Source organism: Bartonella sp. AP65SXKL (assembly GCF_042195725.1).
In the GTDB taxonomy this organism is placed as follows: Bacteria; Pseudomonadota; Alphaproteobacteria; order Rhizobiales; family Rhizobiaceae; genus Bartonella.
Genome location: NZ_JBHIOW010000009.1, coordinates 1 through 12,215, shown reverse-complemented (window position 1 = coordinate 12,215; position 12,215 = coordinate 1). Strand labels below are relative to the sequence as shown.

The following is a 12,215-nucleotide window of genomic DNA, read 5'->3' as shown; positions in this document are numbered from 1 at the left end:
TGTACCATACGCATTAAAGGGCATTTTTATTTCACTTTGATATTTGCACGATTATTTCGCTCACGCCACCAATTTCCTAGCAGGAGTAAAATAGGAGCAGCAATAAAGATAGAGGATGATGTTGCAATAATAATCCCAAAGACCATGGGTAATGCAAAATTATGAACAGCACTTCCACCCCATATCGCCATGGGGAGCATCGCAAGAATTGTTGTGGCTGATGTAAAAAAACAACGTACAAGAACCTGATTAATTGACAGATCAATCAGCTCGCGCAACGGCATTTTTTTATAAAGACGCATATTTTCGCGCATCCTATCATAGACGACAACTTTATCATTTATAGAATATCCAACAATTGTTAAGAGTGCGGCGATAGCCGTTAAATTAAAATCAAATTGAAATAAAGCAAAAAAGCCAATCATTTTTGTGGTGTCTAGAATGAGAGTGATAATTGCTCCAATGGCAAAGAACCACTCGAAGCGTAACCATATATAGAGAGACATGGCAATAGCCGCAAGAATAACAGCAGTAAAAGCAGCTGTGGCAAGCTCACCTGAAATTTTGGGACCAACAACTTCTATTTGATCGAATGTGGTATCGGGATAGATATTTTGTACAGCTGTTTTGACCTTATCAATGGCGGTGGTTTGTTGTGCTTCGCCACCGCTTTGTTTCTGCATGCGAATTAATACGGTATTTTCGTTATCAATATTTTGCAAGGTAACTTCACCAATATTAAGAGTAGAAAGCTTGGAACGCAGAGTTGCTAGATCTGCTGGTCCTTTCGTGGTAATACTCATTTGGCTTCCGCCAATGAAATCAATACCAAAATTCAATCCAGGCTTAAAAAAGAGAAAAACTGAAGCCATTGATAAAACAATTGAGACGCCAATACCAATGAAACGTGCTTTCATAAAGTGGAAAGTTGTGTTTTGTGGCATGATGTTGAAAGCAGAGTGAATATGCAATTTTTTAATTTTCCATTTACGAACGATCCAAATCATGATGATGCGTACAATGGTGATATTTGTAAACATGGAGATGATAATACCAAGCAACATTGTTACGGCAAAACCACGAACGGGACCGGTCCCGAACCAAAATAGTAAGACGGTCGCTATAATTGCTGTAACATTTGCATCAACAATGGTTGCAAAAGCGTGTTTAAATCCACGATCTAGGGCTGCAAAAGCACCCACACCTTTTCGACTTTCTTCACGGATACGTTCATTGATAAGGATATTAGCATCAACGGCAATACCGATGCCTAAAATAATACCAGCAATACCAGGCAGCGTAAGCGTAGCTCCCAAAAGACTCAGTGCAGCAAATGTTAAAATTGTGTGCAGAGCTAGTGCTATATTGGCAATTAATCCCCAAATACGATAGAGAAGAAAAATAAAAATTGCAACAAGAATAAAGCCAATTATGCCGGTGTAAAGTCCCATTTGGATAGCATCAGCACCAAGATTTGGACCTACGGTTCTCTCTTCAATGACCGTGAGTGGTGCGGGGAGGGAACCAGCACGAAGCAGAGCAGCCAGAGTTGAGGCTTCTTTGGGGTCAAAGTTTCCTGTAATTTGACCTTGTCCATTGGGAATGACGCTATTGATGGTCGGAGCGGTTAAAACTTTATTATCCAGAACAATGGCAAAAGGACGGTTAATATTTTGTCGTGTTATATCGGCAAATATTTTTGCACCAGCGGAATCTAGCGTAAATGAAATAATGGAACGTCCTGGTATTTGGGGGTCAAAACCTGCACGGGCATCTTTCAGGACATTTCCATCTAAAGCAATTTGATCATAAATTGCATAATGTTGTGTTGCATCAGTGTATCCAGGGAGAATAGAAACACCTATAGGGGGGTTATTGGGGTCCACATTAGAAGGAACAAGATGAAAACTCATCTTAGCGGTTGTTCCTAAAAGATCACGCAGTTGTTTTGGATCTTGTAGTCCAGGCAATTGGACCATAATACGATCATTTCCGACCTTTTGGATGGCTGGTTCTGAAACACCAACTTGATCTATACGACGACGGATGATTTCTAAGCTTTGTTCAATAGCATTGCTGACACGGTCTTTTATACCAGCTTCTGTTAATGTGACGCGGAGAGTTTCATTTTGAACACTGATCGTGATGTTATGTTCTGTTGTGCCAAAGCTACTGTGTATGGGGGTTATTAATGTTTTCAAAGCAGAGAGTGCTTTTTCAGTTTGCGATGGGTCAGAAATAAGGGCAATAACGCTATCTTCAACGATACGCACACTTGAGGTGCGGATTTGTTTTTCACGCAATACATTGCGCACATTGCTTAAAACTATATGTAACTGATCGCGTTTTAACGTTTTGCTATCAACCTCGAGCAGGAGAGAAGAGCCTCCTTGAAGGTCAAGACCAAGTGCTACACGGGTGTCGGGTAAGAATTTCGAGTTTTTAACTTGTTCGTGTGAAAATAAATTGGGTAAGGCAACATAAATGCTGCTTAAAAGAATAAAACAATAAAGGGTAGTTAACCAACCAGGTGTACGCATGATATATTCCGTAAATAGGCAATCTAACAGTTATTCAAAGTTAAAAGCACAAGTAAAATAAGATGATCGTTTTTATATTCAAGGAAGAGAATTAAGTATGTTCATTGGGAGGAGCGCGTTTATTTGAGAAATATTGTGTTTTAACGTTACGAAATCGTGTGTCAACAGCTGGAATCTTTATTAAAAAGAAATCCAATGTTAGGATTTTTTGAAAGGTCCTCATAAAAATAGATTCTGTATGGAGTGTTACAAGTTTTTTGTTTTCAGTTGTGGTAACATTCACCTGATCACACTTATGATGTAAATCAAATCTATTCGTTTTAATGACATTATTGGTGTGTGATTGTTTGATTAAATAAGCACGCGTTTCTAGGTTGCTCGTCAAGAATACACCTAAACTGGATAGAAAAATCCAGGTTGTCAAAGGAAGAAAATCTTCTTTTTTGCAATAAAGGTGCAAAAAAAACATGCTAGAGTGCCTTCTTTTAATCTTATTGAGTTCAGCTTATTTATCATTCTTTTATCTTATTACCAGTATTATAGGATAAGGGAAAGCTTTTATAAGATTATTCTATAAAAGTTGAAAATATCTACTTTATACCATATTTAAAAGAGAAAAATAAAATCCCTTTTGTGCTCATAAGGTAGATATGTATTCATTTTGTAGAAAAAACATCCACATACTTTTCCTTCTTTTGGGGATTATCTTTGTATTTAATTCTGGTGCATGGGGTAATAGGGGGGCACAAAATACAATTGTCGAACAAACGATAGCTTCTTATTCAGTTGATGAAATTATTCTGCAACAACAGTTGATTATTAAGACTCTTGAAGAAAATACTGAAACTTTAAAAAGAGATTTTGACAGAAAGCCAGAAGATGAGCGTGCTTTAGAAGAATTACGGTTACGTGCACAAGATATCAGTGAACGTGCTATTGAGGCAGCATTTGTTTTGCGTCCTCCTCTTAATGAGATTAATACACTTCTTGATCAATTAATGGAGCTCCATCGTGACGTGAAAAAACTGAAAAGCTCTGTGAAGGAATATTCCTATTTGATAGAGCAAAAAGCTAAAATTAACAGTATCATGCTTCGTTTTGAAGCAATTTTCTTAGCGGCAAATAGAATAGCTGAACTTTCTATTTCTCAATCTCGGGAGCTTTTTAAACGCACGCTTACGTATAGGCTTGAGTTTTCGATTCCGATGGTTAAACATCTCGTCCAAAAAACAAAAGAGGCTTCATCAGATTTTCTTGTGTTGTTAAATTCTTGGTGGAATTTTATATTTTACTTCAAGTTTTTACAACTATTTCTTTGCTTTTTAATTCCACTTTTTATTACTTTGGGACTTTCGTATTTTTCTCAAAAAGTTCTTGTTCATGTGTATTGCCACTTTACGAAGTCTAATGAGGAAATATCTTATTTACAACGCTTATTGATCGCCTTTATTTCAGTTCTCTTACCTTCACTTGTATGTATTCTTTGCGTTTATCTTGTGTTGTTTTTGTTTCGTAGTTTTAACTTAGATCTAGGTAAGCTTACAACAGTTTTTGATATGATAGGTTGTCAAATTATTTTATTATTTTTAATCAATCGATTAGCGGTTGTTCTTCTATCATCGAATAGGCCCCATGTAGGTCTTCTCAAGATTACATCATCGTCTGCTTATCAATTAGTGATTTTACTCACTTCTTTAGGGGGTATTTTGGCATTTGACGCTGTTCTTGATAGTATTTATCAAATCATTTCAGCGCCTCTATCTTTAACAATTGCTAAAAGTTTTATTGCTGTTTTTCTTGTAGCGATATTGCTATTTATAATATCATTTGTACCTTTGCGGTTTAGACGTAGGCGTGTTCAAGAAGAAAAAAAAGAGCCATACTTTTGGCCGTTTTATATACGCATTCCTCTTATTGGCTTGGGGTTACTGCTCTTTGTATTGAATTTTTTAGGTTACGTTGGACTTGCGCGTTTTATTACGCAGCAAATTATGATTGATGGAGCATTTTTAGTTCTCATGTATTTAGGAATACAAAGCGCTCAAGCACTTGGAACTAAAGACCAATTTATGAAAACAACGGTTGGTCATCTTTTGATGCAGAGGTTTCATTTAGAAGAAAAAACGATGAATCAATTGGGAGTTTTTGTGAGCGTTTTTCTCAATTTATTTGTTGTTATATTTTGTGCAATGCCAATTGCTGTACAGTTTGGATTTTCCTATTCTGATTTAAAAGCAGTTTTGTGGCAATCGGTGACCGGTTTTCAGATTGGAAATATTAGTCTTTCTTTGATTTCTCTTGTAACAGGAATTATTTCTTTTTGTGTTTGCTGGTTTCTTATTCGCCGATTTATTGGTTGGTTAGATAATGTGGTGTTGGTTCATGGAGAGTTCGATTCTGGTATACGTAATTCTATCAAAACAGTGATAAGTTATGGAGGCGTTGTTGTATCTTCTTTGACCGGATTATCAATGGCAGGTTTGGATCTTAGAAATTTCGCTCTTATTGCTGGAGGACTTTCACTTGGTATAGGTTTTGGTTTACAGAATATTGTCCAAAACTTTGTCTCTGGACTTATTATTTTAGTTGGAAGACCATTTAAAATAGGGGACTATATAGAATCTGGATCAGTAGGGGGTGTTGTTAAGCGTATTAGTGTGCGTGCAACGGAACTTGAGACAATTCAGCGTAAGACGATTATTATTCCCAATTCAAGCCTTATTAATAACAACGTTAGTAATTGGACACGACGTAATAAAGTAGGACGAATTGATATACCAGTTACTGTATCATCTAAGGTTGCTCCAGAGCATGTTGCTGAAATTTTGTTAGAGATTGCTTCTGCGACAGAAGGCGTTTTAAAAAATCCTATCCCACAGGTGAGTTTTACAGCATTTGATCGTAAGAGTTTTTCCTTTAATTTGGCTATTTATGTGCCTAATATTACCTCATCTTCTCATGTAACCAATGCTCTTCGATTTAGCCTATATAAGCGTTTTGCTGAGGAAGGAATCTTAGAATGCTGAAATATACTTATATTTTGATTACAGTTATTCTATTAAGTATTTTTACCATAACAGCTTTTGCTGCAACAGTGAAGAATACTGATTTAAAGATACAATCTCTTATTGTTGTTGAAGGAAGTATACCTTCAAAAATTTCTTTAAATACTCATCAAACAATTACAATTTGTATGAAGGGATGTTTTATAACTTTTCCTAATAAAGACCGTTTTGCAATAAAGGCAGATGATAATATAGAAATCAGTAGGGGAAGAGCAATTTTTAAATAAAATGATTGAGAATTTTTGTTTGGGGACAAGATTTAGAAGGATAATGATATTGTGTGTAATTAATAATCTCATCCTTTAGAAAATGGTAAAAAAAAGGTATGATTTTAGTATAAAATGGATGTTTTTTTATACTATGTAGAATCTACAGTATGCATTTTGGATGTAAGAATATTGAGGTATTTATAGTATTGTTAATGAACATCGATTTTCTAAAAATAATTACATCATTTTTAGAATTTTTTCATAAAAAAAAGGCATAAAATATACTATTTTGTGATTTTTTTGCGGTAATTTTAATACAAAATGTTTTATATTTCCTCCTTTTGACAAGATAATATGTATTTTTATTAAATATTTATTATTTGAAGTAATCATTATTATAATATTTTAAAATTTATTTGATAATATTAAATTTTGATGTAATGATATATTAATATAGTAATAGATTTAAATGTAACTATAAAGGAGTACATGCGATTTTGCAGCATAAGATTTTATAAAACTTTGTTTTTCTAAATGTGATTTTTGATTATATTTAAATTTAGCAATGGGGTATAATTTTATGAATACAAAATTTATAACAGCATCTGTTTTTTCTTTGATTTCACCTTCTATAGTACAGGCTGCAGATGTGGTGGCTCACGAAGAGCCAGTACATGTTGCCTCAGAAGTTGTTGCTTCTTCACCTTTTTCTTGGGGAGGTGTTTATTTCGGGGGGCAAGTTGGTGGCTTTTCAAGTAAGATTTCTGCAACAGCGCCTGATGTTAATATTCCTCTCTATCCTGATGAGGGTAGTAAAAGTAAACCATGGATACCTGTCGAGAAACAGCATATGCCCGATCTTTCTGGGTTTATAGGTGGTTTTTATGCGGGTGTTAATTTTGATCTCGGTAATAATTTTATTATGGGGATTGATACGGATATCATTTTAACGGAAAAAAAGGATACAAAAACAAGATTTCATGCAGATGAATCGAGTGCTGGTGGAACTGAAGGATTGGGCACTGAAGGATCGGGTAGTGATACTGAGGAATTAGATACAGAAGAAAAAAGTCGAAAAAAGGCAAAAATTGTCAGGAGACAGGGCAGAGGCTTTTCTCGCTCTTCTGCAGAGGATAAAGAAGAGAAAGACAGTTTAACTTTTAATCATACGTTAAAACAAAAATGGACAGGTGCTACACGGGTGCGTGTTGGGTTTTCTGCAGGGCGTGTGATGCCTTATATTGCTGGTGGTGTTGCTTATGGACAGTTTCAGGATATTTTGTCGACAGTAATTACGGGAGGTGAGCCATTTAATAGGACATCGGATGTAACAAAAACGATGATTGGTTATACTCTCGGTGGTGGTGTTGATTTTGCAATGACAGACCATCTTGTTGTGCGTGCGGAATATCGTTACTCAGATTTTGGTAAAAGGAAATTTAAAGACGAGATTGAAGTTAAGTATAAGACGAATGATTTTCGCGCAGGAATAGCTTACAAATTCTAATTTTGTAGGATAAAGGAGCTTAAATTTAAGAGGTCCTATTTCTTTGATAGGGCCTTTATTTTTTAATTTTATGCATTGTAAACACTATTTTATGGTGAAAAAAAAGGGGGCTTTGACTTTGAGTGAGAATGAGGAGGTAAGGAAGAGTTACTCAGATTCTTAATTGTTAAGAATAAAAAATTTTTAGTTCACGAGGTGTGGTTGAAACATTTGTTGGCAAAGAAGGATTGCGTCGTCTTTCATATTATTACAGTTATCACTTTATAATACCGTTATAGAGTTGCAAACAATAAACTTAAAGAGAGTTTTTACTATCTAAGTAATGAGAAAATAAAGAAAATTTACATAGAGTGGTGCGGACGGCGTGTACGTTTGTGCAACAAATTTTTCTTTCCTTAGAACTCTCTACAATATCACCTGATAGCACAGTTTATCTTTTTTCTGTTTAATAACTAATTGTTTTTATTTTATTTTATTTATTAAATTGCCTTTTATATATAATCTTGGTACCAGATGAAAGTGCTCCAAGTGCAATTCAAAAGGTGGTTTTTAAAAGGTGGTTCGAAGAACGTGATAGACTGTCTATCTTATCTGTAAAAAATCTATCTAAAGGAAAATATGCTGACAGAGCTGGTTTATGGCTTATCAAAACTACACCAGATCAAGGATGATGGTTTTTTAGGTTTGACCTCAATAAAAGACGACGAGAAATGGGATTAGGCTCTTGTCGCAATGTATCTTTAAAAGAAGCACTGTTCAAAGCTTTAGCTTGTCGTGATCTTTTAGATCAAAGAATTGACCCGATTCGCCGAAAACAAAAAGAAAATTTGCGTCGGGCAGGGAGTATTTCTTTACGAGAAATTGCCTCTAGTACTTTTGAAGCGAAAAAAAACGAATTGAAAAATGAAGGAAAAGCAGCAAACTGGTTAACACCTCTTGAGTTACATGTTTTTCCTAAACTTGGTGATACGCCAATCATTGAACTGACGCAAATTGATATAAAAGGATGCATTTCTCCCATTTGGAAGACAAAAAACGAAACAGCAAGTAAAGCTTTATCCCGCTTGAATATAGCTATAAAACATGCGGTGGCACTTAGTATAGATGTGGATATGCAATTAAAAGCAAAAGCTTTATTAGAAAAGTTTATTCAAAATGCCCCAAATATTCCAGTTATGCCATGGAAAGAAATGCCTAAGTTTTTTCAATCTTAAAATGATGAGCTTGTATCACATCTAGCTTTAAAACTTCTTATTTTGACGGTTTTTTTTATACCAATCAGGCATATTTAGAGATTTATGGATCAATATGGATTATCCCAAAAGAAAATATGAAGAGAATTGTTGGAAAGGTTTCTGATTTTCATGTGCCGCTTACAGCTGAAGCGCTTGCTGTTATTGAAAAAGCAAAAAAATGGTTTTTTATTTGTTGAGAGTTTTGGAAAGCCTATATCTGATGTAGCACTTCCTAAATTCATGAAAGACAAAGGTTTTGATTATAGACTTCATGGTTTCAGATCGATTCTGCGGGACTGGATAGCAGAGACAACGTCAACACCATTTGAAATTGCAGAATCTGTTCTTGCGTATTCAGTTGGGAATTCAGTGACAAAGGCTTACATGCGGACGGATTTTTTAGAATAGCGCCGTGTCCTCTTAGAACAATGGGCGTCTTTTATATCTGGAGAGGCTTGATAATTGTTATGTCTATTGTCGCGTCAGGTGTCTAAGAAACATTTAAGCGATTAGCGGATAGATTACGATATAATCTCTCTTTTCTCGCTTTAAAAGCGGGGAGGGGGTAAAGCTTTCAGTTTTTGGTTAGCCACTGTTTTATAATGTGCAAAGATATTGTCTATCGCATCCATAAGGTGTGCAAAATCAAGGATAAGCAAAAAGAGGATGAATGCTATCCACTTCATCAAACGAGACATCATTTTTACGCTTTTGTAGGTGATGATGATTTCTTGAAGGATTTCTTTTTCTGCTTCTGTAAGCTCTGTGTGTTTTTTGGATTTTTTTCTAGCTATGTTTCCACCCACACAAGCGTTCACCTAGATTATTGTGCTTTAAGATCTCTCTTGCTAAATTGGAACTGATGGCGTTCAGATCTTTCTTGTCTAAATAAATTGGCAACCAGCCAACACAAGAAGAAGCATATTTATTTGTCGTGCAACCAACGAGAGAGAGCAGCACGCACATCAGCATCACTTTTTTGATTAATTTCATTTTCTACCTCAAGACGGGTTGTGGCTGCTTTTAAAGCTTTTTCTGTTTGCTTTTGTTGCTCTGCTTTTTTCCCAAGATTAAAAGCTCTTGCTAAAATCATAAAAAAAGCGGCTAAAGCCGCGCCTGTCACCATCAGATTTCTTTTCATCCATAAGATCATAGACGATGCTCCTGAAAGCGTTTAGCAACAAAGAAAATACCAGCACATGCGGCTAAAACCATAATGGTGGCCAAAGCCCATTGGATTGGTCCATTTCCTGCTAATAAGCCTCCAAGCCCAGAAAAAGAACCAATAATCGGTGCAAGGGCTTCGGCTTTGAAAACCCCCGTTGGTGCTTGCGTTTCTACTGTTTGATAATTGGAGGAAACAAAAGCCCCTTTCGCCCATAAGCCTGTTTCTGCCGGCACACGCCGGTGTGCGAGACCTTCAAGACGCTTACCGGCCTGCTTTGGTCCATTTCTGTAGCTCGGCAGGGACAGCTTCATATTCACCTTGATTGATCTTTTTTAACAGTGTCGAGTTACAAAAGGCTCCTGTTCCTACATTATAGCAAAAGGAGACTAACGCCGCGAATTGTTCATCCGTTAATGAAACTGTAACAGCGCGTTCAACGACATTTTCAAATTGTCTTAAGTCTTGGCAAAGAAGTTCTTCTGCTTGCTTTTCAGTGATTGTCATGCCTTCGTAAATAAAAGGCTTTCCAGCACTGTTTGTATGTCCATAACCTATTGTCCATACCCCAATGGCATCTTTATAGGCGTTTAAACGCAAACCTTCCCATTGTTTAATAAGTGCAAGTCCTTCTGATGATATTTTTCGCATATGCTTCTCCATAAAAAAAGCTCCGCAAAAAGCAGAGCTGGATTAAAAAATTGATATTTTTCCCATGTGAAAGGATGGCTTGTTAAAACCTATGTAGCTTGTTCATTGGAACAAAAGAATGTATTTGACATTATTTATTCTGTAGCATATAAACTACAGATGTTTATTGTTAAAAAAACACACTATTTTACAGAGTGGTTAGACTCGTTAAAAGACAAACAAGTGCAAAAGAAAATTGCTGCACGTATTTTCCGCCTTGAATATGGGCTTCTAGGAGACGTGAAATATTTCCGTGGCATTGGTGAACTAAAAATAAATTATGGACCAGGCTATAGGATTTATTTTGTAAAACAAGGGAAACAAATCATTTTGTTATTAAATGCTGGTGATAAATCCACACAACAAAAAGATATCGAAAAAGCCCTTCAATTAGTAAAGGAAATGAAACATGGAAATTACTAAATTTGATGTAAGTGAATATTTTAATACGCCTGAAGACTTTAAGATCTTATTAGATGATGCTTTAGAAACCAAAAATAGTGGCTATATTGCACATGTATTAGGTATTATTGCGCGTAAACAAGGAATGACAACTGTTTCTCAAGAGACAGGACTAAATCGCGAGTCTCTTTATCGTTCTTTAAGCGATAAAGGTGATCCACGACTTTCTACTTTTCTTAGTGTTTTGAGTGCTTTAAATTTGCAGATTAGCTTAACACCTATCCAAAATAATTGTAAGGAACAAGCAGCTTTAGAAGAAGCATCTTGACTACCTCCCCATTGTTGATAACGGGGAGGGGAGTTCTGTTTTTAAGTTAAGCAACCTTTTTAATGGGGCTTTCTAAATCTGGTTCGGAAGCTTTCAAAAAAGGATTCATAGCCATGGGAAACTCTGAAGCTCCGAAATCTGTAAGAACTGCCAGAATCTTTGTAAAATTGGGCACTTCATCTTGAAGTTCTAAAATCAAAGCTTTTTCCACCACGCCCATGACCTGCACCAGCGTGTTAAATCCTCATCTCCAACACTTTGATGATTGGAAAATTGAGCCAACGCTATCCACAAATTGCATAAGAAGTCGACACTGCTATTCATTGCACACCCCCAAAGATTTGCTCTCTCAAACATGCCAATCCTCTGGATGTAATTTTTGTTGAAGGGAGCACTCTTTCTGTACCATCTGGTCTTTGAATGGTGATAGCAGGACAGTCCATGAAACCTTTTTTGATTTTGTCCTCAGTAAGGAATATAATCAACTGTTACAACCCATTTTTTTGCATGGGTTGTTTAGGTTTTGTTAAGAACAGGTGTTGTAAAATTCGCATGTTTAAAACCTTAATTTTACCTATAGATCTAATTGTCTCAAATTTGACTGTATAAAGTGTTTTGTATTTCTAAAGTGGATTTTTCCCCTGTCAAAAAAGTTCAAATTGCTTTATACGGTGCCTTTTTGTCGATTTAAATGCATATACAATCATAAAATGATCAGTACTTTTCACTATTTTGTCGTTTTAAGCCGCCTTTCAATTGCTACTGTTATGTTGCTCTTCACTAGGCTTGCTTATTCTCACGAATGAAATGTGCTTGCCTCCTAAAGCCAAATTACGGGTATTTTCAACTCGTAGCTATGCGAATCATGCCTTTGATTTTTGGTCTGTTAATAAGAGATTTTTGACGAGTGATGAGTTTTCGCCATGCATGTATGGAAGTAATCAAGCAACCAGTATTGTCGGCAATCAAGCGCCTTCTCCTAAGACGTCTGGAGGACACGTTGATACAAACAATAGACGGATGATTTCGCATATCGGTTGTGAGGATGGTTGCGGTTATGTTTGGCAATATTTG

Annotated in this window: 9 protein-coding genes and 4 pseudogenes; 6 read left to right on the top strand and 7 right to left on the bottom strand. The window is 36.0% G+C overall.

All coding sequences use genetic code 11. The features are described from left to right. Positions 1-26: 26 nt before the first annotated feature. Positions 27-2,540: a protein translocase subunit SecD gene (secD, locus tag ACFIMP_RS06420; protein WP_375686145.1), complete on the bottom strand. Its 2,514-nt coding sequence runs from the start codon at positions 2,538-2,540 to the stop codon at positions 27-29. 91 nt (positions 2,541-2,631) lie between these two features. Further along, the gene (locus ACFIMP_RS06415; protein ID WP_375613487.1) at positions 2,632-3,009 is read right to left on the bottom strand and encodes a hypothetical protein; all 378 of its coding nucleotides are present in this window, start codon (positions 3,007-3,009) and stop codon (positions 2,632-2,634) included. Positions 3,010-3,190: 181 nt separating this feature from the next. Here ACFIMP_RS06415 and ACFIMP_RS06410 point away from each other — a divergent pair, with 181 nt between their 5' ends. From ACFIMP_RS06410 to ACFIMP_RS06395, 4 genes and pseudogenes are all read left to right on the top strand, one after another. Beyond that, complete coding sequence (locus ACFIMP_RS06410; RefSeq protein WP_375613488.1) at positions 3,191-5,566, top strand: mechanosensitive ion channel family protein; 2,376 nt, start codon at positions 3,191-3,193, stop codon at positions 5,564-5,566. Continuing rightward, positions 5,560-5,832: a hypothetical protein gene (locus tag ACFIMP_RS06405; protein WP_375612155.1), complete on the top strand. Its 273-nt coding sequence runs from the start codon at positions 5,560-5,562 to the stop codon at positions 5,830-5,832. The genes ACFIMP_RS06410 and ACFIMP_RS06405 overlap by 7 nt, the downstream gene beginning before the upstream one ends. Positions 5,833-6,394: 562 nt before the next feature. After that, positions 6,395-7,321, top strand: coding sequence for an outer membrane protein (locus ACFIMP_RS06400; RefSeq protein WP_375613489.1), 927 nt, complete (start codon positions 6,395-6,397; stop codon positions 7,319-7,321). A 542-nt stretch (positions 7,322-7,863) separates the two neighbouring features. Next, positions 7,864-8,964: pseudogene (locus ACFIMP_RS06395) on the top strand (tyrosine-type recombinase/integrase). A 166-nt stretch (positions 8,965-9,130) separates the two neighbouring features. Here ACFIMP_RS06395 and ACFIMP_RS06390 read toward each other — a convergent pair. The 4 genes and pseudogenes from ACFIMP_RS06390 to bgtA form a co-directional block, all read right to left on the bottom strand. Further along, a pseudogene (locus ACFIMP_RS06390) lies at positions 9,131-9,350 on the bottom strand (hypothetical protein). Next, positions 9,343-9,549, bottom strand: coding sequence for a hypothetical protein (locus tag ACFIMP_RS06385; RefSeq protein WP_375653049.1), 207 nt, complete (start codon positions 9,547-9,549; stop codon positions 9,343-9,345). The pseudogene ACFIMP_RS06390 and the gene ACFIMP_RS06385 overlap by 8 nt, the downstream one beginning before the upstream one ends. Next, positions 9,482-9,709 (bottom strand): hypothetical protein, encoded by a 228-nt coding sequence (locus ACFIMP_RS06380; RefSeq protein WP_375653045.1) that lies wholly within the window; start codon positions 9,707-9,709, stop codon positions 9,482-9,484. The genes ACFIMP_RS06385 and ACFIMP_RS06380 overlap by 68 nt, the downstream gene beginning before the upstream one ends. Beyond that, positions 9,706-10,372 (bottom strand): annotated as a pseudogene (bgtA, locus tag ACFIMP_RS06375) (gene transfer agent endolysin BgtA). Before bgtA ends, ACFIMP_RS06380 begins: the two are co-directional and overlap by 4 nt. A gap of 159 nt (positions 10,373-10,531) precedes the next feature. On the opposite strand from bgtA, the gene ACFIMP_RS06370 reads away from it, so the two are divergent. Next, positions 10,532-10,834 (top strand): type II toxin-antitoxin system RelE/ParE family toxin, encoded by a 303-nt coding sequence (locus ACFIMP_RS06370; protein WP_006589072.1) that lies wholly within the window; start codon positions 10,532-10,534, stop codon positions 10,832-10,834. After that, positions 10,821-11,141 (top strand): addiction module antidote protein, encoded by a 321-nt coding sequence (locus tag ACFIMP_RS06365; RefSeq protein ID WP_006589073.1) that lies wholly within the window; start codon positions 10,821-10,823, stop codon positions 11,139-11,141. Before ACFIMP_RS06370 ends, ACFIMP_RS06365 begins: the two co-directional genes overlap by 14 nt. 46 nt (positions 11,142-11,187) lie before the next feature. Here the strand turns inward: ACFIMP_RS06365 and ACFIMP_RS06360 are convergent. Continuing rightward, positions 11,188-11,465 (bottom strand): annotated as a pseudogene (locus ACFIMP_RS06360) (hypothetical protein). Between the last annotated feature and the right edge of the window lie 750 nt (positions 11,466-12,215).